This is a genomic window from Sinorhizobium sp. Y406 (assembly GCF_058732025.1).
The window spans coordinates 1,810,368-1,833,238 of sequence record NZ_CM178974.1; the positions used below are offsets into that span (position 1 = coordinate 1,810,368).

The following is a 22,871-nucleotide window of genomic DNA, read 5'->3' on the forward strand; positions in this document are numbered from 1 at the left end:
GTCAACCTTTCATTTTCAGCGGCAGTCCGGCCGCGACGAGATAGACTTCGGCGGATTTCTCCGCAACGATCTGGTGGAGCCGGCCGGCATGATCGCGAAACGCGCGCGCCATGCGGTTTTCCGGGACGATGCCGAGGCCGACTTCGTTGGAGACGAAAACAAGACGAGCCTGGGCGCCCGGCAGGAAGTCGGCAAGCGCGGCGAACGCCGCGGCCATGTCGCGCCCCTCCATCATCAGGTTCGTGACCCACAGCGTCAGGCAGTCGACGAGGATCACGCGGTCCCGCGCATCGATGCGCGCGAGCACGCCGACGAGGTCGAGCGGCTCCTCATGCGTCGTCCAGCCCTTGCCCTGCCGGGCCGCCTTGTGGTGGACGATACGGTCGCGCATCTCGTCGTCGAAGGCGCGGCCCGTCGCAACATAGTGCATCTTCAGGCCGCTGGTCTCGGCGAGCCTCTCGGCAAAGCGCGACTTGCCGGAGCGAGCGCCGCCGAGCACCAGAATTGGGCCGAGTTTGGAAACCGTCATGCGGAAAGCCTCAGTTCACCCAAGGACCAAGGCAGCACTAAACGGGTAATTTCCCGCAAACGCGGGATAGAGAACTCTGAAAGCCACGACAACCTCCGTGCTGGCATGGGGACAACGTCCCCTCGGGCGGAATGCCCTGACGGATGGCAGGTCTCCTGGCTCACGGCGTCACGCGCATCAGGCAGCGTCACATAGGGTGACGTGCCTGGGCCCGAACGGGTCCGCCTCGCCTTCCCGGCGTCCGAAGCTGTGCGCATTCCGATGAATGCGGCAGTCTCTGCGGCCTCGTGAAAGGCGGACGATTCGTAGAAGAAGAGGCGTCCAGCCCGGCTGATCACGATGCCACGCCAGTGGCTTTTCCGGCCTGCCATCCAGTTCCGCGAACCGCCCCATGCAGTTCCGCTGAGAATTGGAGGATCAAGCCCGATAGCGGACCCTGACCGTTCTACAGTCGCGGGGTCGGCTGCGATAAGGGCGCCCGGATTGGGTCCGCCCCGTCACATTCCCATTTACTCCCTCGCCCCACCTCGACGCGAGGGAACCATCCATACCATGTAATTATGAAGCCCCGGCCACGATGTCAATCGACGCCCTGCGACGTGTCGCCCGCCAATTGCGCCAGGCGGCAATGAAGACCTACTCACAACGGGTGAGCAGACACGCCGTCCCGCCGCATGGTAAGAAAGCAGGTTCGGGGGCCGACGCGGTGAAAGCACGGTTCCGGCATATCGATCATGTCCGCGGCCTTGAACGAGGTCCACGGCGGAGGGTGCGATGTCGTATCTGCGTCGTGCCGTAATTGCCGCATTGAGTTGCGCGCTTGCCGGCTCCCCCCCGGCAGGCGCCGCCGAACCGGTCGGCCAAGCGGTCCGCATCCAGACGGAGGTCAGGGGCGCGGCCGGACCGCTCGCCGTCAAGGATGCGGTTCACCGCGACGAGCGGATATCGACATCGAGATCCGGCCTCGGCCAATTCGTATTCCGGGACGGCAGCAAGCTCGCGGTCGGTGCCGGCTCCTCCGTCGTCATCGACCGGTTCGTCTTCGACGACCGCAAAACCGTGCAGAAGCTGACCATCGCGGCCGTCAAGGGAACGTTCCGCTGGATCAGCGGCAACTCCCGGCACTCCGCCTACCGCATTCTGACGCCGGCCGGAACGATTGGCGTTCGCGGCACCGTCTTCGACTTCTATGTCGGCGGCGACGGCACGACGGCCGTCGTGCTGCTGTCGGGCGCGGCGGACTTTTGCGGCCCCGGCGGCTGCCGGCAGCTGACGCGGCGCTGCGACTGCGTGGTCGCAAAACCGAACGGCGCCATGTCGGACACCGGGCCGGTCAATCGCGGCACGCTGAGCGCGCTTGGCAACCAGCAGGCATTGCCGTTCCTGTCCGGCCAGCAACGGCTGTCGTCAGGCTGGAGCGGCAGCGGCTGCGGCCTTGCGGCCGTCCTGCAAATCCGGCCCGACAAGCTTCCGCCGCCGCCCTCCCCGCGCGTCGACGCGCCGCCGACAGCGACGGAACCCGAGCAGCCCGTAAAGCCGCCCAAGCCGCATAAGCCTCATAAGCACCATAAACCTGACAGGCCGGACCGACCCGACAGGCCCGACAGACCAGACAGGCCGGACCGACCCGATCGGCCGGATCATCCGAACGGCCACGCTCGTCCCGACAGGCCCGACCGACCTGATAGACCGGATCGGCCGGACAGGCCCGATCGGCCGGCCCGGTGGCACTGACGCGCTTATATATTACTCGCCTGCCTCTCCCCGCGTCGTCTTTACGGCAGGAAAGTGCTCGGCGCGACGCGGGATGCGACGATAGAACTCCTGGAGTCCCGGCGCCACGGCGGCCGCTTTGAGTTTCGCCATGCTCAGAAAGCGGCGCATGTCGGGCGAACGCACCTGCAAGGCCGCGATCAGCTGCCCGTGCACGCGCTGCAACTCGAAGAACTCCGGGGATGTGGCAAGCGCCTTGCCGCCGACCACGGCGAAAAGCCTCGTTCGCGTCGTCTTGCCTTTGAGAGGCAAGGCCCCGGCATCGAGCAGGGCACAGCCGCCGAGCGCCTCTGCCGTGGTTTCGGACACGAGAATGTCGAAGCCGATGTCCTTGCAGGCACTTTCGATCCGAGCGGCGATATTCACCGCGTCGCCCACCGCCGAATAGTTGAAATGTATCTCCGCCCCCATATTGCCGACGCAGGCGAGGCCCGTATGGATGCCGATCCCGATCGCGACCTGGCGCTCCTCACCGAATCCGAAGGCATCGGCGCCGTTCAGCCTGGAAAGCGTGTCGCGCATGGCCAGCGCCGCATGGACGGCCTTGCCGGGATGGCCGCTTACGTCGACCGGAGCGTTCCAGAAGGCCATGATCGAATCGCCGATGAACTTGTCGAGCGTGCCCTCATTGTCGATCACGTGGTGGCTCAAGGCGTCGAGCAGCGTATTGAGAAAGCGCACCACCTCCGCCGGCGCCAGGCGCTCGCTGATTTCGGTGAAGTTGCGCACGTCGACGAACATCAGCGTCAGTTCCCGGTCGTCGCCGCCGAGGCGCAAGGCGTTGCGCGTGTGCTCGATCCGGTAGAGCAAGGAGGGAGAGAGGTACTGGCCGAAGGCACGCCGGACGACGCGCCGCTCCCGGTCGCTCACCAGGAAGCGGTACGCCGTCGCCGCGAAATGGGTGATCGAACCGAAGAAGATCGGCGCCAGCGGATCGAGGAGAAGCCCGCCCTGGACGAAGGCGAGCCATGAGGCAACGAGCGCGAGAGCGGTGATCGACAGGCCACAGGCGAGCGCCACGGCCGGGCTGACGAAGGTGGTGAGCAGCACGAGCAGACAGCCCGCGAGGGCAATCGACAGGATCTCGAGCCCGTCGGCCCAGTCCGGGCGAGAGAGAAAGCGTCCGGACAGGATCTGCTCGACGGTCTGCGCATGCAGCGACACGCCGGGAACATTGTCGCCAAGAGCGGTTGCACGGATGTCCAGCAGGCCGGCGGCCGAGGTGCCGACGAAGACGATGCTGCCTTCGATCGCAGCCCGCGCCTCAGCGGTGGCGCCGCCGGGCGCGAGGACCTCGGCCGCCGAGACATATCTCTCCGGCCGTTCCGGGCTCACATAGAGCCAGAGCTCTCCCGCTGCCGTTACGGGAACGCCGAAGTCGCCGACCCTGATAAGCGTGATGGTGTCGGCCACATTCGTCGCCCCCGTCAGAAGATAGGTGGACGCGCCTTGCGCGACCCTCAGAGACTCGAGGGCGAGATTGGGAAAGAGCTGCTCGCCGTCGCTCAAGATGAGCGGCACGGCCCTGACGACCGCCGAAGAGCTTTCGGGGTTGAGGCTGATATGCCCGATACCGGCGGCATTCGCTTCGAGCCCCGGCCTGATCGGTGTCGCCGCGACGAGCCTGGGCGGCGCATCGAAGGGGCTTTCACCGGTGAAGGCAAAGCCTGCCTTCACCGGCGGGCGATAGTTGCCGGTGTTGGAAAGACCGAATCCGAGCACGGTCGGTCTTCCCGCAATTGCCCGCGCGAAAATCTCGTCATTGTCCGGCAGCCGTGCCGTCAGCGCGGGATCGAAGCCTCCGACGTCGCGCATGACGCTCCGCGGCGACAGACGATCGGGCTCGGCGAAGAGAATGTCGAAGGCGATGACGGCCGCCCCCATGTCGGAGAGCCTGTCGACGAGGGCGGCCATTCGATCCCTTGGCCACGGCCACTGGCCGAATTGCCTGAGCGACGTCTCGTCGATGTCGACCACACGGACCGGCAGTTCCTCGAAAGGCCGCGGTGCGAGGCGCTGGTACTCGTCGAACGTGACGTCGCGGGCGAATTTCAGCAAGGGCGGGTCGCTTGCCCGCAGCAGCGTCAGCGCCGCGACGATCGCCAATCCGATAAGGACGCCAACGAGTTGCGCGCGGGTCATGGCCGCCGTGTCCGACCTTTCGTGCCGGAGGCGGGCCCTTGTATGCGCCTCCGGAAAAACAGTCTGCCGCGTCGGCCATGCTGCATCGTCTGAAGCGGTCGTGCAATCATGAACTGTCAGGGAGGCCCGTCGCTCCATGGCCGCTGCGGAACGCTACCCCCTCTGGCCTGCCGGCCAGAGGGGGTACTTGGTCGCCGCACGCGCGCCCGAACCACCTACCCAAACAACCGATCGAGCCAGTTCCGGTCCAGCACTGCTTCGAGTTCGCCGGCGATATCGTCGAGCGCGGTGTCCACCGACTGGCGATAATTCACCCCGCCGCCTTCGATTCCGAAGCTTTGCAGCAGCGCAGCGCGATAGGCATCGCTGCCGAAGAGGCCGTGGAGATAGGTGCCCATCACCTTGCCATCCGCGGACATTGCCCCGTCGGGACGACTGTCGATCAAGACCGGCGCGCGGTCGCAATCCGGCCCGGTCGTCCGGCCGAGATGGATCTCGTAGCCTTCGAGCGCCACATCATGCTGCAGGGACCAGGCGCGGCTGTTGCGCACGGTCTTTTCCGGTGCCATCTCGGTCTCGACAGCAAGCAGCCCGAGGCCGGCGATCTCGCGCTCGCTGCCTTCGATGCCGAGCGGATCGGTAACGCGGCTGCCGAGCATCTGATAGCCTCCGCATAGGCCGATCACCCTGCCCCCGCGCCGCACATGCCGCTCGATGTCGCGGTCCCAGCCCTCAGCGCGGAAGTCCTTGAGGTCGGCGATGGTCGATTTCGAGCCTGGGATGACGACGAGCCCTGCATCCGCCGGAAGTGGCATCCCCGGCCGGACGAAGACGAGATCGACCTCCGGCTCGGCGGCCAGGGGATCGAGATCGTCGAAATTGGCGATCCGCGACAGCACCGGAACGGCGACCTTCAGCGCCTTGCCGCTGCCGCGCGCCAATTTCTCCAACACGACGGAGTCCTCGGCCGGCAAACGTCCGGCGCTCTTCAGCCACGGCACCACGCCGAAGCAGGCCCAGCCGGTGAAGCGCCCGATTGCGGCGACCCCATCGTCGAAGAGCGAGACATCGCCGCGGAACTTGTTGATGAGGTAGCCGGTGACCATCCGCCGGTCCTCCTCCGGCAGAATCGCATGCGTGCCGACGAGCGAAGCGATGACGCCGCCGCGGTCGATGTCGCCGACAAGCACGACCGGCACGCCGGCGCGGGTCGCAAAGCCCATATTGGCGATGTCGCCGGCGCGCAGGTTGATTTCGGCGGGCGACCCCGCCCCTTCGACCACGACGAGATCGGCGCCGGCGCAAACGAGCTCGAAGCTTTCCATTACCGCGCCGAGAAGCTTCGGCTTCAGCGCCTGGTACTCCCGCCCCTTGGCCTGGCCGGCGACCTTTCCCTGCAGGACGATCTGGCTGCCCACATCCGATTGCGGCTTCAGGAGCACCGGGTTCATATGCACCGACGAGGGCACGCGGGCCGCGAGCGACTGCAGCCATTGGGCCCGGCCGATCTCCCCGCCGTCATCGGAGACGGCGGCATTGTTCGACATGTTCTGTGGCTTGAAGGGCCTGACCTTCAGGCCGCGGTTCGAGGCAAGCCGGCAGAGTCCGGCCACGAGTACCGATTTTCCGACATCCGAGCCGGTGCCCTGCAGCATGATCGTGCGTGTCATGCCCTCCCCGTATCATCCAAACCTTCGGAGGCAAAGGAACGGCAGCGGCTTTTTCCGGGCTGGCGGCGACAAATACGCAGCGATGCACGGCACGACCGGATTGTTAGAGCAGACTGACGAAAGGCAGGTCCGGTACGAAACACCTGATCCGGACCTGAGGCAGTTGCCCGCCGCAGGCAAACAATTAGCCTGACATCCTTACCGGATCGTTATTGAGAGCTTAAGCAAAGATGAATTCCGGGTTTTTCCTCGTCGGTCCCCGGAGCCGTCGCCACATGTTTTTTGCCATTGGATCGGATAGGGTTTAAAGAAACTTGCAGTAGCGTCGGGAAGCGGCTTGCCGACAGTGACTGGGACGTGTCGAAAGATCGTGACGCCATGAAGAAAACCATCGCAGCAATCTTCCTGGCAGCGGGTATCCATGCTCTGGCAGGCTCGGCCGAGGCTGCGGAATGCGGCAATGTCAGCATCGCCGAAATGAACTGGGCCTCCGCCGGTATCGCCGCGCATGTGGACAAGTTCATCCTCGAACGCGGCTATGGTTGCAGCGTGACGCTGGTTGCGGGCGATACGATCCCGACCTTCGCGTCGATGAACGACAAGGGCGAACCCGACGTCGCGCCGGAACTCTGGATCAGTTCGGTGCGCACACCGCTCGATAGGGCGATTGAGGAGGGCCGTCTCATCCAGGGGGCGAGGATGTTGGCCGAGGGCGGCGTGGAAGGCTGGTGGATGCCGAAATCCGTCGCCGACGCGCATCCGGACATCAGGACCGTCCAGGATGCCTTGAAACATCTGGAGCTCTTCCCCGCCCCCGGCGATTCCTCCAAGGGGGCGATCCACAACTGCCCTGCCGGCTGGAACTGTCGAACCTCGACGGCAAACCTCTTCAAGGCGCTCGACGCGGAGAAGGCCGGCTTCAAGCTCGTCAATTCCGATTCCGCCGCCGCTCTCGACCAGTCGATCGCCGACGCTTTCGAAAAGCGGACCGGCTGGCTCGGCTATTATTGGGCGCCGACCGCCACACTCGGCAAATACCAGATGGTGCGCCTGTCCTTCGGCGTCGACCATGACAAGACGGAGTGGGACAGATGCACGGCCGTTCCCGATTGCCCGAACCCGAAGGTCAACTCTTATCCGATCTCCGACGTCTTCACCGTGGTGACCAGGTCTTTCACCGAGAAGGCAGGTGTCGCCATGGATTACATGATGGTCCGGGAGTGGGACAACGCGACGGTGAACAAGATACTTGCCTGGATGGACCGGAACCGCGCCACCAACATAGACGCCGCCCGCTATTTCCTGCAGAATTTCCAGGATATCTGGGGGAACTGGGTGCGCCCGGACGTTGCGGAAAAAGTCAAGGCGGCACTCTGAGGATATGAACGGCACGAAACCATACAGCCGCCCTGTCCTTGCGACCCTTCTTCGTCTTTTCGCGACGGAGCAGCATCGGCGGCGCAAACAGCACAGCGAACGACGCTCCGCCCTGTCACAGTGTTTTCCCTGGCACTCGCAAGAGACGGTGCCGGGTCTGCGCGAATGCGCATTTAGCGGCGTTGCCCTCTCCGGCATCGCCATCATTTTCGATCGTGCCGGCCAGGCCTTCGGCGGACGGCTGCAAACCCATTCGGAGGTAGTTCATGGCTAGCCACGCAATCGAGGTGAAGAATCTCTACAAGATTTTCGGCCCCCGCGGGCGGGAATACGTCGATCTCGTCAAGAACGGCATGGGCAAGGCCGAACTCAACGAGAAATACGGCCACGTGCTCGGCCTCCAGGACATCAATATTTCCATGCCGGGCGGCTGCATCACGGTGGTGATGGGCCTGTCGGGCTCGGGCAAGTCGACCTTGATCCGCCACATCAATCGGCTGATCGACCCGACCGCGGGCGAGGTGCTCTACGACGACGTCGACGTCTGCAAGATGAACGAAAACGATCTTCGGCAGTTCCGCCGTCATAAGACGGCCATGGTGTTTCAGAAATTCGCCCTGCTGCCGCACCGGACCGTTCTCGAAAACACCGTCTACGGGCTGGAGATCCAGGGCGTCGATCGCCGCGAGAGCGAGAAGCGCGCCCGCGGCTGGATCGAGCGCGTCGGGCTCAGCGGCTTCGAAAAGCATTATCCCAACCAGCTTTCCGGCGGCATGCAGCAGCGCGTCGGGCTCGCCCGGGCGCTCACCAATGACGCCGATATCCTGCTCATGGACGAGGCCTATTCCGCGCTCGATCCGCTGATCCGCGTCGATATGCAGTCGGTGCTGCTCGACCTACAGAAGGAACTCAAGAAGACCGTCGTCTTCATTACACACGACCTCGACGAGGCGCTGAGGCTCGGCGACAAGATCGCCATCCTGCGCGATGGCGCGGTAGTGCAGCAGGGGACCGGTCAGGACATCGTGCTGTCGCCGGCGGATGACTACATCACCGCCTTCGTGAAGGAAGTGAACCGCGGCCGGGTCATCAATGTCGAGACGGTCATGCGCCCGCTCGCGGGCAATCCGGAGGGCCTGCCGCTTGCCGCCGGGACGGTCCTGGAGACGGCCGCCCGCATGATGACCGGCGCACGCGTCGACAAGGCGCATGTCGTCGATGCCAACGGCCGCCAGATCGGCGCCATCGACCTGCAGACGATCATCGCGGCGATGGTAAGCCCGGCAACCCACGACGGCGACCGCAAGGCGGCGTGAACGGAGATCACCGACCGAGCCGCCGAGCAACGCGGGTTCCCCCTCATCGCCTGCCGGCACCTTCTCCCCGCGCGCGGGCGAAGGGACTCGCGGCACCCACGTTACCCCCTCGCCCCGCTTGCGGGGAGAGGGCCGGTCCTCGGGTTAAACCCGAGGAGAGGGGCAATTCTGGACTTTTCCCGTCCTCACCGGCAAAGACGGTTGCCAACACATAAAGACATCTTTATATGTTGTTGCAATTCCAATGAGCCGGGGAAAGCCGATGTCCGTTGCCTCTAACGCCCTTTCCGACCTCCTCGCCCAGAAGGGCGTTCTGCTTGCCGACGGCGCCACCGGCACGTCGCTCTTCGCCATGGGGCTCGAAGCGGGCGAAGCGCCGGAGCTCTGGAACGAATCGAAGCCAGAAAACATCACCAGGCTGCATCAGGACTTCGTCGATGCCGGCGCCGATATCATCCTCACCAATTCCTTTGGCGGCACCCGCCACCGGCTGAAGCTGCACCAGGCCGAGGACCGGGTGCATGCGTTGAACAAGCGCGCCGCCGAGATCGCCCGCGCCGTTGCCGACAAGGCGCCGCGCAAGGTCATCACCGCCGGCTCCGTCGGTCCGACGGGCGAGCTGCTGGTGCCGCTCGGCGCGCTTTCCTACGAGGATGCCGTCTCGGCCTTCATCGAGCAGATCGAAGGCCTGAAGGCCGGCGGCGCGGAAGTCGCCTGGATCGAGACCATGTCCTCACCGGAGGAAATTCGCGCCGCTGCCGAAGCAGCCAACAAGGTCGGCCTCCCCTTCGTCTATACCGGTTCCTTCGACACCGCCGGCAAGACGATGATGGGGCTGCACCCGAAGGATATCCATGCCGTCGCCGGCGACATCGGCGATGGCCCCGTCGCCGTCGGCGCCAATTGCGGCGTCGGCGCCTCGGACATCCTCTCCTCGCTGCTCGACATGACGGCAGCAAGCCCGGACGCGACCGTCGTGGTCAAGGGCAATTGCGGCATTCCCGAATTCCGCGGATCCGAGATTCACTATTCCGGGACGCCGCCGCTGATGGCGGACTATGCGCGGCTTGCGGTCGACGCCGGCGCTCGCATCATCGGCGGCTGCTGCGGCACCTCCTGCGCCCATCTCGCCGCCATGCGGCTTGCACTCGACAACCACGAAAAAGGTGAACGCCCGACGCTCGACGTCATCGTCGAAAAGATCGGCCCCTTGCGCAACAAGACGGCGAACGCGGGCGCCCCTCAACGCGAACGCAGCGGCCGCCGCCGGGCGTAGCTCCGGGGAGCGGTAGCATCGACGCGGCAGGCCGCAAGGGCGACCCACCCGGCTGTCTTGCACATGCCGGTCGGCTGTCCTATCCCCGAACGGATATTGGAATCGAGGGAGACGATGCGATGAGCGGACCAGCCGCCTTCCCGGACAGGGATACGATCGCCGCCAAGCTTTCGAGCTTCGGCGAAGTTGATCGGGCCTTCATCAGGCTGCTGATGGAAAATCCCGAGCAGGACGAGAATTTGATGGACGGCCTCCACCGCCATCTCGACCTCGCCGCGGAGGCGCGCTTCCTGAACTCGCTGAAACTGGAAAATCTCGGCGAATGGCTGGGCGGCGAGGCGCCGGACCGTCTGCAGATGCGGCTCATGGAGGCCGCGCGCTCCAGCCAACATCCGGCCTACCAGGCCTTCAAGGCGGGGCTGACGAAATCCGGCGGGCTGCAGAAGGCGTTTCCGGCGGCTTGACGCGACACGAGCGGGATTTCACTGCGCAAACCGTGCCACGACGGCGATGATCGGCCCCAGCGGGAACAGCCGGTCATGGCGTTTGATCTCCGGCGCATAGAGGCTCGAAATCGTCCCGTCGAGGAAGAGCGCGTTCGGGCAGCCGAGTTCGTCCCGGAAGAGTGTCGCGAAATCATGGAAGCGCACCGGCCGTTTCGAGACCGCGAAGACGACCTCTCCCGAACTCGTCACGCCGACGCCGTTGCGTGTTTTCTGGCTGTCGCTTTTCGGCAGGAAGCGTGGATGCAAGGCCCCGTCGATGACGAGCATCGGCCCGGACTGGGTGGCGAAGTCAGGCGTCATTCCGGCAGCGCTGTAAGCTTCCGCGGCCATCACACCCGCCTTGCCGTCGGCGACATAGAAGACGCCGTTCGGCAGCATGTGAAAATTGCCCCAGCCGGGGTTGGTGTTGAGTGGCGTTTGCTCCGCGCCTTCTTCGATGTGCAGCCCGACCGGCGATAGATCCTCGTGATACATGCCGCCGTTCATGGCGAAGACGAGATATTCGTCGCGATGGCGCAATTCCAGCGACAGCGCCTTGAAGGTTTTGAACGGCACGCCGGCCTGGCCCTTGTTGTAGAGGCGGATGTCGCTTGAAGCCGGATCGAAGCTGCAGGCGATGTACTCCTCACCGAGGTGACTGACGTCGCGGCAGGCGGCGAGTGCGGGCTCGGCAAGGCTCGTAGAGAGCAATGCGGCGCCGACGAGAACGGGCTTGGGAAACAGGGGCATGAGCTCGGACTCAAGGAGGAATCGTCATGCGGAGGATCGCATAAATTGCGGCGATTTGATGCGGCGAACCTTCTCGGCGCCCGGTGAAAACCTGACGCCTGCTACAGCGCCGCGCGTCCTTTCGGACGCGCAAGGATCGCCGCAACTTTTTCAGTCTGCGCATCGCGCTTTCCGAAAATCGGGTACTTTCGGCCGATGCGCCAGCCTCTTGGCTACGGCTGCAACCGATCCAATACAGCTAAGAAGCCGGGAGACGACCGGATTGATGGCCTATATTGCCCGATCCAGATGCGTATATCCGCCGTCCGGAAAAATCCACTGGCCAGTGGTGTGACTGGCCCGATCGGACAGAAGAAATGCGCATGTGTCGGCAATCTCCCTGGCCGTGGTCATTCGCCGCCCCAGGGGTATCCGGGCGGTGATGTCCGCGAGCGCCGCATCGCCGTCTGCGAGTTTATCGAGCCAGCGACGATAGAGAGGCGTCATGACTTCGGCCACGACGATGGCGTTTACGCGGATGCCGTCGGGCAGGAACTCGACGGCCCATTCCCGAGTCAAGCCGAGTTGTGCGGCTTTGGCCGCGATATAAGCGGACGTGCCGCCCTGCCCGGTGAGCGCAGTCTTTGAGCTGATGTTTACGATGGCTCCCTTCGTGGCGCGCAGGTCGTCGCGCAGCAGGTGGACCATCATATAGTAGTGCACCAGGTTTTGGTCGAGACTGGCGCGGAATGCGTCCGGTCCTTTGTCGAGCCCGACACCGTCATTGGCGCCGGCATTGTTGACGAGGCCGTGAACGGCTCCATGGCGCTTCCGGACGACATCCACCGCTGCCCGGCACGCATCGTCGTCACCCAGTTCCGCCTGAATGAAATCGGCCCCGGTGCGCGCGAGCCACTCGTCTGCCGGAGGACGCCGGGCAATCACCACCGGTCTCGCCCCCTCCTCCGAAAGAACCTCCGTGATCGCGGCTCCGATGCCCGAACCGCCGCCGGTCACGACGACGACCTTTTGCTCGAGGTGCAGATCCATCAAGCCACCCTGAACCGGTAGGTTTCGAGACTCTCCGGCTTCATCTCGATCGAAAACCCCGGCCTGGCGGGCGGCATGTAGGCCGCATTGCGGATCACGCACGGGTCGAGAAAGTGTTCGTGCAAGTGATCGACATACTCGATCACGCGGCCCTCGCGGGTTCCGGCAATGCAGAGATAATCAATCATGCTGAGGTGCTGGACATATTCGCACAATCCGACGCCGCCGGCATGCGGGCAGACCTTCAGGCCGTACTTGGCAGCCATGAGCATCACCGCGAGGATTTCATTGACCCCGCCGAGGCGGCAACTGTCGATCTGAACGACGTCGATTGCGCCACGCATGATGAATTGCTTGAACAAAATCCGGTTCTGGCACATTTCGCCGGTCGCGACCTGGACCGGAGCGACGCCCTCGCGGATCTTGCGGTGACCCTCCACATCGTCGGGGCTCGTCGGCTCCTCGATGAACCAGGGGTTCACGAATGCAAGCTTCCTGACCCAGTCGATCGCCTCGTCGACTTCCCAGACCTGGTTGGCGTCGATCATCAGGTTGACGTCCGGACCGACCTCGTCGCGGGCGATCCTCAGGCGGCGAATGTCGTCTGCAAGATCACGGCCGACCTTCATCTTGACGTATTTGAAGCCCGCGTCGACGGCCTCGCGGCAAAGACGCCGCAGCTTGGCATCGTCATAGCCGAGCCAGCCGGCCGAGGTCGTATAGCAGGGATAGCCTTCGGCCTTGAGCGTTGCGGTGCGCTCGGCCTTGCCCTCCGCCTGTTTCGTCAGGAAATCGAGCGCCCACTCTGGGGTGATGCAATCGGTGAGGTAGCGGAAGTCGATGCAACGAACGAGTTCCTCCGGGCTCATGTCGGCGACAAGCTGCCAGACCGGCTTGCCCTCGATCTTCGCCCACAGGTCCCAGACGGCGTTGACCACGGCACCCGTTGCGAGGTGGATGGCGCCCTTGTCGGGACCAATCCAGCGCAGCTGGCTGTCCGACGTGATATGGCGCCAGAAGCGACCCATGTCCGCTGCCACCCAATCCATGTCGACGCCGACGACGAGCGGGCGCAGCGCCTCGATGGCCGCGACGCAAATCTCGTTGCCGCGACCGATGGTGAAGGTCAAGCCGTGTCCCTCGTGCGTGCCGTCCGTTTCGAGAATGACATAGGCGGCCGAGTAGTCGGGATCGGGGTTCATCGCATCCGATCCGTCCAGATGCTGGCTGGTGGGAAATCGCACGTCCACCGTGCGGAGACCGGTAATCTTCATGCCCTGACAACCTTCTGCGTTTGCTCGCCGAGCCCGTCGATCCCGAGCCGGATGACTTCTCCGCCCTTCAGAAATACCGGCGGCTTCTGTCCGAGCCCCACGCCCGGTGGCGTGCCCGTTGAAATCACGTCGCCTGGCTGAAGGGACAGAAAACGCGTGAGATAACTGATCAGATGCGCGACGCCGAAGATCATTGTTGCGGTCGTACCGTTCTGGAAACGATGGCCGTCGACTTCGAGCCACATGCCCAGATTGCCGATGTCGCCAGCCTCGTCGGGCGTGACGAGCCATGGTCCGATCGGGCCGAAGCTGTCACACCCTTTCCCCTTGTCCCAGGTACCCCCGCGCTCGATCTGCCATTCGCGTTCCGAGACGTCGTTGACGACGCAGAAGCCCGCGACGTGCGAAAGGGCATCTTGTTCCTCAATGTAGCGGCCGCCCTTGCCGATGACCACACCGAGTTCCACTTCCCAATCGGTCTTCACGGAGCCACGCGGTATCTCGATGTCGTCATTCGGCCCGCTGATCGCACTCGTCCATTTGTTGAAGACGACGGGCTCCTTCGGAATCTCAGCGCCGGTTTCGGCGGCGTGATCGGCGTAGTTCAGCCCGATGCAGATGAACTTGCCCACCCCACCGACGCAGGGGCCGAGGCGCGGAGTGCCGTCGACGAGCGGCAGTCCGCCCGGGTCGATGGCGGCCAGGCGCCTCAGGCCCTCGGGGGAAAGCACTTCGCCCGCAATGTCGTCCACATGGACCGAAAGGTCCCGAATTCGGCCGGAGGTGTCGAGAAGGCCCGGTTTTTCCTGGCCCTTGGGGCCATAGCGCAGCAGTTTCATCGTTGTCCCATTTGCTGGCGCCGGGGGCGCGGGCCCCCGGCGGGTTTGATCGGATCAATCGTAGAGAACGGCGGAGATTTCCGGCGAGTCGATGTTGTCCTTGTCGTACCAGTAGAAGCCGGTATCGATGGTCTTCTCGATCTTTTCGCCCTTTGCGGCGGCGACGGCGGCCTTGACCGTCTCATAGCCGATGCCCACCGGGTTCTGTGTGATTGCACCCGCCATCAGACCTTCACGGATCGCATCCTTCTGGGCCTTGCCCGAGTCGTAGCCGATGATAACCACCTTGGCGCCCTGCTCCTTCACGCCGTTGACGACACCGATGGCCGAGCCTTCATTGGTGCCGAAGATACCCTTGATGTCGGGGTTTGCCGTCAGGATCGCTTTGGTGATTTCCGTCGACTTCAATTGGTCGCCGCCGCCGTACTCGATAGCAACGATTTCGACGTTCGGATGGGCTTCCTTCATACGGTTGACGAAACCGTCGCGTCGGTCGATGCCGGTGCGTGAGGTCTGATCATGCGCCACGACAGCGACTTTGCCGGCATCGCCGATCAGTTCGGCCAGAGTGTCGGCAGCGAGCGCTGCAGCCGCGGCGTTATCGGTTGCGGCGGTGGTCTGCGGGATATCGCTGTCGACGCCCGAGTCGAAGGCGATAACTGGAATTCCGGCGTCGTTCGCCTGTTTCAGCAGCGGAATGGCCGCCTGGCTGTCCAGCGCCGCAAAACCAATGGCGGCTGGTTTTTTCGCCAGCGCGGCTGCGAGCATATCGATCTGCTTGTCGACCTGGCTTTCGCTGTCGGGCCCTTCGAATGTGACTTCGACGTCGAATTCCGCCGCAGCCTGGTCGGCGCCGGCCTTCACCGCCTGCCAGAATTGGTGCTGGAAGCCCTTGGAGATCAGCGGGACATAGAGCTTGTCCTGGGCGACGGCACCGGTGGCGCCGGCCATCAGGGAAAGCGCGGCTACGGCGCCGAGCAGGGTTCGTCTTGTGAACATGGTATCTCCTCCTTGGTGTTCACGGTTGAAAGGTTGGGGTGAGCTTTGACCGGAGCGTCTCCGCCTGCGGCCTTATTTGCGGGCGCGGACGCGCATCTGGTCGGCATAGACGGCGATGATGATGATCGCGCCGGTGACGACCGTCTGCCATTCCGGCGCAACCGACAGGACGCGCAGACCATTGGTCAGAACCGACATGATCAGGGCGCCGATAAGGGTGCCGAGTATGGTGCCGCGGCCGCCGGCAAGGCTGGTGCCGCCGATCACCACTGCGGCAATCGCCTCGAGCTCGTAACCGAGGCCGAGCGCCGGCTGGGCCGAATTGAGGCGGCTGGCAATGAGCAAGCCGGCAATCCCGCAGATTCCGCCAGCCAGCGTGTAGATTGCGATCTTCCAAAAATCCGTGTTGACGCCCGAGAGCCGGACAGCCTCCTCATTGGAGCCGAGTGCGAAAGTGTAGCGGCCGAGCACCGTCCGCCCGAGAATCCACGCTGAAACGGCCGCAACGAGAAAGAGCACCAGCACGCCGTTCGGCACCGGGAAGGCCGGGATTAGCTCGCCGATAATCGAGCCTTGCGCAATGAGGGTGAAGCCGGGCGTGTCGTTGAAATAAATTGGCTTGGTGCCCGTGACGATCAGCGACAGGCCTTTCAGCACCAGCATCATGCCGAGCGTCGCTATGAAGGGCGGGATCTTCATCCGGGCGACGAGGCTGCCGGAGAAAAGGCCGCACACGGCGCCGGTCGCGATCGCCGTCAAGACGCCGAGCGGCAGCGGCATGCCCGCCCAGGTCAGCACCACGCCCGCCATCACCGCACAGAAAGTCATCAGCGTACCGATGGACAGGTCGATGCCGCCGGTGATGATGATCAGCGTCACGCCGACTGCAAGGACGCCGTTGACCGAAGTCGCCTGCAGGATCGCCATGATGTTGGAGACCTGAAAGAAGTTGGGGCTGGCCAGCGAGAAGCCGATGACCAGCACGATGAGGCTGGCGAAGGCCAGGAGTTTCTGCTGTGCGCCGCCGCGCCCGCTTTGCTTTACACCCATGGTTGCGCTTCTCCCTCAGGCCGCCGTCTTGCCGTTACGTTCCGTTGCCAGTTCCATGATCTTTTCCTGATCGGCTCCGCCCGGCAGGATGCCGGTCAGACGCCCCTCGCACATCACGGCGATGCGATGGGAAAGCCGCAGAACCTCCGGCAGCTCGCTGGAAATGACGATGATTGCCTTGCCCTGCGCGGCCAGTTCCTTGAGCAGGCGGTAGATTTCCGCCTTTGCGCCGACGTCGATGCCGCGCGTCGGCTCGTCGAAAATCAGAATGTCGCAGTCGCGCAGCAGCCACTTGCCGATGACCACCTTCTGCTGGTTGCCGCCCGACAGCAGCCCAACCTCCTGCCGGTCGCCCGGCGTGCGGATATCGAGTCTGCCGATATAGTCCTTGGCCACACGACCGAGCGCGCTCTCGTCGACGCGGCCGATCGCATCGCAATGGCGCCCGAGGCTCGCCATCGCGATATTGGCGCGCACGTCCATGCCGAGCGCCAGCCCGAAATGCTTGCGGTCCTCGGAGAGGTAGCCGATGCCGGCGCGTACCGCCTGCGCCGGGCTCGTGATGCGCACGGGCTTGCCGTGCACCAGGATCTCACCGCTGTCGATCGGCTCGGCACCGAAGATGGCGCGGGCAAGCTCGGTGCGCCCGGCGCCCATCAGGCCGGCGAAGCCGAGGATCTCGCCCTTTTTCAGACTGAAGCTGATATTCTTCAACTGATGGCCGCGGCTGGCATTGCGGACCTCCAGCGCCGTTTCGGCATTGAAAAGGTCCGGAATGGCCGCGACCTCATCCTTCAACTCCCGTCCGACCATCATGGAGATGATCCTCGAGATCGGCGTGTCCTCGGCCGCAACCGTGCCGACATAGGCGCCATCGCGCATGACCGTCACGCGATCGGCTATGCGCTTGATCTCGTCCATCTTGTGGCTGATGTAGATGATGCCGACGCCCTCAGCCTTCAGGCGGCGGATGATGGTGAAGAGCTCGGCAATTTCGGCGTCGTTCAGCGCCGCCGTCGGCTCGTCCATGATGAGCACGCGGGAATGATGGCTAAGCGCCTTGGCAATCTCGACCATCTGCTGGCCGGCAATGGTGAGTTCCGCAACCGGCGTTCGGGGGCTCATCCGGATATTCATGCCGGCGAATATCGCCGCCGCATCGGCATTCAGCCTGGCCTCGTCGATGCGTCCGAACCGCAGGCGCGGCTCGCGGCCGATCCAGATATTCTGCGCGACATTCAGGTCGCGCATCAGCGCCAGTTCCTGATGGATGATGCCGATGCCAAGCTCCTGCGCCGCCCTGGGCGTAGGCAGATGGACTTCCTGCCCGTCGACGAGAATGCGCCCGCTGTCCGGGGTATAGACGCCGGACAGAACCTTCATCAGCGTCGACTTGCCGGCTCCATTCTCGCCCATCAGGGCGTGAACCTCGCCCCTGCGCAGATCGAAGTTGACCGATTTGAGCGCATGCACTCCGGGAAAGGCCTTCTCGATGGCTTCCATTCGAACGATGTCGGACATGGTTCGTGCTTCCCGCCGCATTCAGATCGTGACGCCGCCGTCGACCAGCACGGCCTGACCGGTCACGAAGCGGCTTTCGTCGGAAAGAAGGAAGACGACCATGGGGGTGATGTCGTCCACGGTCGCCAGGCGCCCCATTGGCTGACGCGCGATGAAATCCTTTTCCGCCTGGATCGGATCGGCGGCCGAGGCGATCCGGCCACGCAGAGACGGCGTATCGACCGTTCCGGGGCAAAGGGCGTTGCAGCGGATGCCGTGCTTCACAAAATCGGCGGCAACAGCCTTCGTCAGGCCGATGACGGCAGCTTTGCTGGCGCCATAGGCCGTCCGGTTGACGAAGCCCTTAATGGACGAAGCCATCGAGGCCATATTGAGGATGGACGCCGATCCGGTTTCGGCAGCGCGCTCCAGCATGCCCGGAAGGCAGGCGCGCGCAAGGCGCATCATTGCTGTCACGTTCAGATCGAAGCTGAAGGCCCAATCGTCGTCGGTTACGTCCAGCAACGTGCCGTGGTGAACGAAACCGGCGCAGTTGAAAAGCCCGTCCAAGGGGCCGACGCGAGATGCAAGGACCTTGATGGCCTCCGGATCCCTCACGTCCAGCGCTGCGGTCTCCATGCCGTCCAGGCCTGAAAGAAGCGATTCATTCACATCCGTTGCGATGACGTTCGCACCTTCCTTCAGGCAGGCCAAGGCGCTGGCGCGCCCGATCCCCTGCCCGGCCGCGGTGACAAGAATCGTCTTTCCTTGCAGCCGCATGGTCTCCTCCCATCTGCGATGTTGTTCGTATATAGAATGATATTTCACATAAGAAATACCCTGGCAAGAGAAAATCGTGCTATCTCCTCTCGAAAGAGGTTGATCAGCGGGCTTGGAAGGAAGCGACGCGTGGATAAGAAGCCGGTGAATGGATTGGGTGGAGAGCAGGAACAGGACGACAAATACAGAGCGCCTGCCCTGGATAAGGGGCTGGATATCCTCGAGATTCTGGCCGAACAAAGCGGCAGCATGACCAGAACGGAAATCGTGCGCGAAATGGGCTTGAGCCCCTCGCAGATCTTTCGCATGCTCGAAAGGCTCGTCGCACGGGGATATGTCGCCCGTTCCGAAGGCGGCGATCGTTATTCCCTGACGATGAAGATGTTCCTGCTTGCCAACCGTCACCCTCCAACACGGCGCCTCATCGCACAGGCCCAGCCGCTGATGGACAATTTCGCCCACGAGACGGGGCAAGCCTGCCATCTCGTAGTGCCGGAGGCCGGAAACGGTCTCATCGTCGCGCAGGCGAGCCCAAAGGGGCACTGGGAGTTCCGAGCCCGCGTAGGCGGAGAACTCGACCTTTACACGACGGGCTCGGGTCTTACGCTGATTGCCTTTCAACGTCCCGAGAGACGGGTTCAGGCCCTGGAATACTGGGGCTGCAAGCAGCCCGAACAGCATCTCGCCGAGATAGGCGCGCATCTCGAGGAGATTCGAGCCGCCGGTTTTCGTCTTGGCCCCTCAGGTTACCTCGTGGGCGTCACAGACATAAGCGCGCCAATCTGCGATCCGGGCGGAGAAGCGTTCGCTGTCCTGACTTGCGCATTCATCGAGCACCCCGCCGACAGGGATAGCGAAGCAAGGAGTAAAACGCTTGCGAAATTGTTGCAGTTGTCGGCTGAACTCTCATGTTCCCGTTAGAGCATGATCCGACCGAGTGAAACGAGGGTCGATAAGATCATGCGTCAGAAACAATGCGTTTGGGCGCCGATCTGATCCACTCAGATCGAAACGCGCTCTAGCGGTGCTTCTCCGGCAAAGTTGCGCCCGCGCACGCCACGAGCTCGTCATCCACTGAGCCCGTCGACCGCGATTGTGGCCGAGGCTGCCCCGCCGCACCGCGAAAGAGTAGAGCTATCGCCGTGATCACGAGCAGGCTGCCCGGCAGCCACTGCCAGCCGATGACGTCCGGCCGCATCGCGAACAGCACCAGCATTGAAACGAACGGGACAAGATAGCTATACGCTGTAACCGCCCCCGGCGTGAGCGCGCCGGTCGCACGTTGCATCAGCCAGAAGGTGGCCCCGCTTGAAAAGACACCGAGATAGGCGACCAGCAACACGTCTCCCAAACGCATTCGCCCCATTGCGGCAACCGGCTCGGCGATAAATCCGACAAGGCCGATCAGAACGCCACCCGCGGCCAGGCTCCAGAACGTGCGTACCGCCGCGTCGGGCGACAGGATGCCCCGCCCCAGCCCCCATTTCGACAGGACCGGATAAAGCGCCGACGCGATACATCCCAGGAAAAAGGCCATCTCGCCCCAGCCGAACTGCAGTTTCGCCAGATCGCCGCCGCTCTGGGCGAGCGCCAGCGCCAGGGCCCCGACCGCCCCCAGTACGAGAATTGCCAGCAGGCGATGGGCGCGCGTTTCCACACCGAACACCCGGCCGAGCCCGTAAGCCAGTAGCGGCATGGAAACGAAAAGCGCCGACATGGAAACTGCGCTCACACGATGGGCAGCCCAGAACATGACGCCGAAAAAGCCGGCAAGGCAGAGCCCCATGACCGCATAAAGCAGCCCGCCCTCAAGGTTCGGCACCGCCGGGCCCGCGCGCCATGCCATCGGCAGCATCGCAAGTGCGGCGATCGCAAAGCGCATCGCCGTCAGAAGCAGCGACGGGAGCCCATCGCTCAGGAGGCCGACGACCGGAAAGGACGCACCGACGATCAAGGCCCAGAGCAGCATCCCCACATGCGCGCCGGCCACACTATTGTCCTTCATTGTTCTTCTCCTTCATCGGTACTACCGCTTCCTGCTCCGGGCCTCCATGGAACCGCGACCTGGTCGGGCCTTTGGCCGGCGGCGAATATGGTGCCGGGTAAGCAATGCCACGTGGGCTCAGATGGTTTCCAGGACGTGGGAAACCGGCAGTCGCGGTTTTTGCGGCCAATTGCCTTCCCGGGCGTAGCCAACCGCGATCAGCACCACGGGGATCTCGTCGGCGGCAAGACCGAATTGGCGCGCAACCGCCGTTGGATCGAAGCCGACCATAGGCCCGGTGGCAAGCCCGTACGCTTCCGCCGCGAACATCAGAAAGGCAGCGCCGAGTGTTGCCGTGCGAACCGCCTCGTCACGCTGCATTTGCGGATTGTCGCCATAGGTGCTTTCCACCGCCTCCGCCCAGGCGCCGACCATCGTCGCCGGCATGAAGCCCGCCTCGACAGATGGCCGGAGGCGCCCGTCCATGACGGTGTGCGAGGGCAGCTGTCCGCAAACGATGTACGTGACCGCGGCCTCCGTCACCTTGGCCTGCCCGTAGGCGGCGGCCCGAAGGCGCGCTTTCGCCTCAGCTGTTCTGACGGCGATGAAACGCCAGTTCTGGAGATTGTAGGCGGTGGGTGCGCGCGTCGCCAGCCTTGCAAGCTCTTCGATCTGCTCATCCGTAAGCGCCTTGTCGGCATCGAACAGGTTCGTGGAGACGCGGCTTTCGATAGCGGCAATGATTGGATTCTTCATCTGTCTCGACCTTTGGCATTCGTATGGTTCTTTTTGTCCTGGCGGGTGCGCCGCTGACGAGGTCGATGTTATTCCTTCCCATCATCTCGATAATCCTCTATCCAGTACGAGTACTAACAACCATTAGCGAATAATCGCCATGGATCAATTGCAGGCCATCAAGGTGTTTCGCCAAACGGTGGAGCAGGGTTCTTTCGCGGAAACCGCGCGACGGATGGGGCTTTCGCCCGCTTCCGTCAGCAAGAATATTCGGGAGTTGGAGGCGTTTTTGCGCGTGCGGCTAATCAACCGCACCACGCGCCGCATGAGCCTGACGGAAGCCGGTGAGCGCTACTTTGAGCAGATCGCCCGCATACTTGACGATCTTGCAGAAGCCGACGATTCGCTCGGACCCATGCAGCGAATGCCGAGTGGTCTGTTGCGCGTGAGTGCGCCGATGGCCTTCACGTTGACACGCCTGTCGGACGCGATTGTCGGCTTCCTGGGCCGCTATCCCGATCTGACACTTGACCTGAAGCTCGAGGATCGCCGGGTTGACCTCGTCAAGGAGGGGATCGACCTCGCCATTCGCGGCACCGACCGGCTGGAGGATTCCAGCCTGATCGCGCGCAAGCTGATGACGCTAGAGCATGTGATCTGTGCCTCGCCGGACTACTTCGCGCGCGCCGGATGGCCGCGCGAGCCGGAGGATCTGCGGTCGCACAATTGCGTGCAGTTCACGCTCTCCGGCCATGTTCAGGAATGGTCTTTTGCGCGGGAGGGGCGCACTGCGCGGGTGGCGATCAGCGGCCGCTACAAGGTCACGACCAGTCTTGCAGTCCGCGACGCCCTGCTTGCCGGCTTCGGATTGAGCCTCATTCCGCGAATCTATGTGGAAAAGGACATCGCGGAAGGAAGGCTCACGACGGCGCTGGACGACTGGGCGCCGGTCGAGACCTCAATCTATGTTGTCTACCCCTCCCGTCAGTTTGTCCTGCCTAAGGTGCGCGCCTTCGTGGATTTCCTCGTCGATGAGATGCAGGACGAGAGCTGAGATTATGGCCATGCAGCGATCGGGGCCGGTGAAGATCCGGAATCTCCCGCAAGGCGGGCGTTCGAACTAGGCTTCGCTGATCCCCCATCTGCGACCAGGCGAGGCGTGTAAGGCCGCCCGGGTGATTGGCAACAGACGGCGCGACCGGCTCGATGGAGCCCTCTCATTCTGTGCGCGCAGAGCGCCTGCCGCCGTGCCGCCGAGAGAGGAGTTGCTTTCAGGCACGAGACGGCGCCGGAATTGACCGCGGCGCAGGCGTCGCGGTTGGTATGCAAATACTTAAGTGATCGCTTGACTTTTTGCCGGACG

General features: G+C 63.6%; 20 protein-coding genes and 1 pseudogene. 8 read left to right on the plus strand and 13 right to left on the minus strand.

Going from position 1 to position 22,871, the window contains the following annotated elements; all coding sequences use genetic code 11:
* Position 1 precedes the first annotated feature (1 nt).
* Positions 2-529 (minus strand): bifunctional adenosylcobinamide kinase/adenosylcobinamide-phosphate guanylyltransferase, encoded by a 528-nt coding sequence (cobU, locus tag AC4P1R_RS08665; protein WP_069458294.1) that lies wholly within the window; start codon positions 527-529, stop codon positions 2-4.
* 774 nt (positions 530-1,303) lie between these two features.
* Here cobU and AC4P1R_RS08670 point away from each other — a divergent pair.
* On the plus strand, positions 1,304-2,263 hold the full coding sequence (locus tag AC4P1R_RS08670; RefSeq protein ID WP_492176628.1) for a FecR family protein: 960 nt from the start codon (positions 1,304-1,306) through the stop codon (positions 2,261-2,263).
* Positions 2,264-2,275: 12 nt separating this feature from the next.
* Here the strand turns inward: AC4P1R_RS08670 and AC4P1R_RS08675 are convergent, their stop codons facing one another.
* On the minus strand, positions 2,276-4,444 hold the full coding sequence (locus AC4P1R_RS08675; RefSeq protein ID WP_492176629.1) for a CHASE2 domain-containing protein: 2,169 nt from the start codon (positions 4,442-4,444) through the stop codon (positions 2,276-2,278).
* Positions 4,445-4,659: 215 nt separating this feature from the next.
* A complete protein-coding gene (locus AC4P1R_RS08680) occupies positions 4,660-6,114 on the minus strand; it encodes a cobyric acid synthase (protein WP_151611384.1) in 1,455 nt (484 codons plus the stop codon).
* Positions 6,115-6,492: 378 nt separating this feature from the next.
* On the opposite strand from AC4P1R_RS08680, the gene AC4P1R_RS08685 reads away from it, so the two are divergent.
* The 5 genes and pseudogenes from AC4P1R_RS08685 (at position 6,493) to AC4P1R_RS08705 (ending at position 10,547) form a co-directional block, all read left to right on the plus strand.
* On the plus strand, positions 6,493-7,491 hold the full coding sequence (locus AC4P1R_RS08685; RefSeq protein ID WP_492176630.1) for a glycine betaine ABC transporter substrate-binding protein: 999 nt from the start codon (positions 6,493-6,495) through the stop codon (positions 7,489-7,491).
* A gap of 172 nt (positions 7,492-7,663) precedes the next feature.
* A pseudogene (locus AC4P1R_RS08690) lies at positions 7,664-7,765 on the plus strand (proline/glycine betaine ABC transporter permease); the annotation flags it as partial.
* A complete protein-coding gene (locus tag AC4P1R_RS08695; protein ID WP_069458288.1) occupies positions 7,758-8,807 on the plus strand; it encodes a quaternary amine ABC transporter ATP-binding protein in 1,050 nt (349 codons plus the stop codon). The pseudogene AC4P1R_RS08690 and the gene AC4P1R_RS08695, both read left to right, overlap by 8 nt.
* Positions 8,808-9,069: 262 nt before the next feature.
* Positions 9,070-10,083 (plus strand): betaine--homocysteine S-methyltransferase, encoded by a 1,014-nt coding sequence (gene bmt / locus AC4P1R_RS08700; RefSeq protein WP_069458287.1) that lies wholly within the window; start codon positions 9,070-9,072, stop codon positions 10,081-10,083.
* A gap of 119 nt (positions 10,084-10,202) precedes the next feature.
* On the plus strand, positions 10,203-10,547 hold the full coding sequence (locus tag AC4P1R_RS08705; RefSeq protein WP_492176631.1) for a hypothetical protein: 345 nt from the start codon (positions 10,203-10,205) through the stop codon (positions 10,545-10,547).
* Between the two features lie 18 nt (positions 10,548-10,565).
* On the opposite strand, the gene AC4P1R_RS08710 is transcribed toward AC4P1R_RS08705, so the two are convergent.
* From AC4P1R_RS08710 to AC4P1R_RS08745, 8 genes are all read right to left on the minus strand, one after another.
* Positions 10,566-11,318, minus strand: coding sequence for a phosphodiester glycosidase family protein (locus tag AC4P1R_RS08710; RefSeq protein WP_492176632.1), 753 nt, complete (start codon positions 11,316-11,318; stop codon positions 10,566-10,568).
* 270 nt (positions 11,319-11,588) lie between these two features.
* Entirely contained in the window at positions 11,589-12,347 is a 759-nt protein-coding gene (locus AC4P1R_RS08715) for an L-fucose dehydrogenase (RefSeq protein WP_492176633.1), read from the minus strand.
* A complete protein-coding gene (locus AC4P1R_RS08720) occupies positions 12,347-13,621 on the minus strand; it encodes an L-fuconate dehydratase (RefSeq protein ID WP_492176634.1) in 1,275 nt (424 codons plus the stop codon). Before AC4P1R_RS08720 ends, AC4P1R_RS08715 begins: the two co-directional genes overlap by 1 nt.
* Entirely contained in the window at positions 13,618-14,460 is an 843-nt protein-coding gene (locus tag AC4P1R_RS08725; protein WP_492176635.1) for an ureidoglycolate lyase, read from the minus strand. The genes AC4P1R_RS08720 and AC4P1R_RS08725 overlap by 4 nt, the downstream gene beginning before the upstream one ends.
* A 54-nt stretch (positions 14,461-14,514) precedes the next feature.
* Positions 14,515-15,459, minus strand: a complete 945-nt coding sequence (locus AC4P1R_RS08730; protein ID WP_069458281.1) for an ABC transporter substrate-binding protein — start codon at positions 15,457-15,459, stop codon at positions 14,515-14,517.
* Between the two features lie 72 nt (positions 15,460-15,531).
* The gene (locus tag AC4P1R_RS08735; RefSeq protein WP_069458280.1) at positions 15,532-16,509 is read right to left on the minus strand and encodes an ABC transporter permease; all 978 of its coding nucleotides are present in this window, start codon (positions 16,507-16,509) and stop codon (positions 15,532-15,534) included.
* Positions 16,510-16,524: 15 nt separating this feature from the next.
* Positions 16,525-18,030 carry a sugar ABC transporter ATP-binding protein gene (locus tag AC4P1R_RS08740; RefSeq protein ID WP_492176636.1) on the minus strand — a complete coding sequence of 502 codons (1,506 nt, stop codon included), beginning with the start codon at positions 18,028-18,030 and terminating at the stop codon, positions 16,525-16,527.
* A 21-nt stretch (positions 18,031-18,051) separates the two neighbouring features.
* Positions 18,052-18,789, minus strand: a complete 738-nt coding sequence (locus tag AC4P1R_RS08745) for an SDR family oxidoreductase (RefSeq protein WP_492176637.1) — start codon at positions 18,787-18,789, stop codon at positions 18,052-18,054.
* A 249-nt stretch (positions 18,790-19,038) separates the two neighbouring features.
* Between AC4P1R_RS08745 and AC4P1R_RS08750 the strand changes: the two genes are divergently transcribed.
* Entirely contained in the window at positions 19,039-19,710 is a 672-nt protein-coding gene (locus AC4P1R_RS08750) for an IclR family transcriptional regulator (RefSeq protein WP_245314610.1), read from the plus strand.
* Between the two features lie 97 nt (positions 19,711-19,807).
* On the opposite strand, the gene AC4P1R_RS08755 is transcribed toward AC4P1R_RS08750, so the two are convergent.
* Together AC4P1R_RS08755 and AC4P1R_RS08760 are read right to left on the minus strand one after the other, a co-directional pair.
* Positions 19,808-20,794: a DMT family transporter gene (locus tag AC4P1R_RS08755; protein WP_492176638.1), complete on the minus strand. Its 987-nt coding sequence runs from the start codon at positions 20,792-20,794 to the stop codon at positions 19,808-19,810.
* 117 nt (positions 20,795-20,911) lie between these two features.
* Entirely contained in the window at positions 20,912-21,529 is a 618-nt protein-coding gene (locus tag AC4P1R_RS08760) for a nitroreductase family protein (RefSeq protein WP_069458277.1), read from the minus strand.
* 139 nt (positions 21,530-21,668) lie between these two features.
* Between AC4P1R_RS08760 and AC4P1R_RS08765 the strand changes: the two genes are divergently transcribed.
* Complete coding sequence (locus AC4P1R_RS08765; RefSeq protein WP_492176639.1) at positions 21,669-22,562, plus strand: LysR family transcriptional regulator; 894 nt, start codon at positions 21,669-21,671, stop codon at positions 22,560-22,562.
* Positions 22,563-22,871 lie beyond the last annotated feature (309 nt).

Excerpts from the sequence above, each read along its gene's own strand:
- cobU (WP_069458294.1), bottom strand. The coding sequence starts at position 529 with ATGACGGTTTCCAAACTCGGCCCAATTCTGGTGCTCGGCGGCGCTCGC.
- AC4P1R_RS08670 (WP_492176628.1), top strand. The coding sequence starts at position 1,304 with ATGTCGTATCTGCGTCGTGCCGTAATTGCCGCATTGAGTTGCGCGCTT.
- AC4P1R_RS08675 (WP_492176629.1), bottom strand. The coding sequence starts at position 4,444 with ATGACCCGCGCGCAACTCGTTGGCGTCCTTATCGGATTGGCGATCGTC.
- AC4P1R_RS08680 (WP_151611384.1), bottom strand. The coding sequence starts at position 6,114 with ATGACACGCACGATCATGCTGCAGGGCACCGGCTCGGATGTCGGAAAA.
- AC4P1R_RS08685 (WP_492176630.1), top strand. The coding sequence starts at position 6,493 with ATGAAGAAAACCATCGCAGCAATCTTCCTGGCAGCGGGTATCCATGCT.
- AC4P1R_RS08695 (WP_069458288.1), top strand. The coding sequence starts at position 7,758 with ATGGCTAGCCACGCAATCGAGGTGAAGAATCTCTACAAGATTTTCGGC.
- bmt (WP_069458287.1), top strand. The coding sequence starts at position 9,070 with ATGTCCGTTGCCTCTAACGCCCTTTCCGACCTCCTCGCCCAGAAGGGC.
- AC4P1R_RS08705 (WP_492176631.1), top strand. The coding sequence starts at position 10,203 with ATGAGCGGACCAGCCGCCTTCCCGGACAGGGATACGATCGCCGCCAAG.
- AC4P1R_RS08710 (WP_492176632.1), bottom strand. The coding sequence starts at position 11,318 with ATGCCCCTGTTTCCCAAGCCCGTTCTCGTCGGCGCCGCATTGCTCTCT.
- AC4P1R_RS08715 (WP_492176633.1), bottom strand. The coding sequence starts at position 12,347 with ATGGATCTGCACCTCGAGCAAAAGGTCGTCGTCGTGACCGGCGGCGGT.
- AC4P1R_RS08720 (WP_492176634.1), bottom strand. The coding sequence starts at position 13,621 with ATGAAGATTACCGGTCTCCGCACGGTGGACGTGCGATTTCCCACCAGC.
- AC4P1R_RS08725 (WP_492176635.1), bottom strand. The coding sequence starts at position 14,460 with ATGAAACTGCTGCGCTATGGCCCCAAGGGCCAGGAAAAACCGGGCCTT.
- AC4P1R_RS08730 (WP_069458281.1), bottom strand. The coding sequence starts at position 15,459 with ATGTTCACAAGACGAACCCTGCTCGGCGCCGTAGCCGCGCTTTCCCTG.
- AC4P1R_RS08735 (WP_069458280.1), bottom strand. The coding sequence starts at position 16,509 with ATGGGTGTAAAGCAAAGCGGGCGCGGCGGCGCACAGCAGAAACTCCTG.
- AC4P1R_RS08740 (WP_492176636.1), bottom strand. The coding sequence starts at position 18,030 with ATGTCCGACATCGTTCGAATGGAAGCCATCGAGAAGGCCTTTCCCGGA.
- AC4P1R_RS08745 (WP_492176637.1), bottom strand. The coding sequence starts at position 18,789 with ATGCGGCTGCAAGGAAAGACGATTCTTGTCACCGCGGCCGGGCAGGGG.
- AC4P1R_RS08750 (WP_245314610.1), top strand. The coding sequence starts at position 19,039 with ATGACCAGAACGGAAATCGTGCGCGAAATGGGCTTGAGCCCCTCGCAG.
- AC4P1R_RS08755 (WP_492176638.1), bottom strand. The coding sequence starts at position 20,794 with ATGAAGGACAATAGTGTGGCCGGCGCGCATGTGGGGATGCTGCTCTGG.
- AC4P1R_RS08760 (WP_069458277.1), bottom strand. The coding sequence starts at position 21,529 with ATGAAGAATCCAATCATTGCCGCTATCGAAAGCCGCGTCTCCACGAAC.
- AC4P1R_RS08765 (WP_492176639.1), top strand. The coding sequence starts at position 21,669 with ATGGATCAATTGCAGGCCATCAAGGTGTTTCGCCAAACGGTGGAGCAG.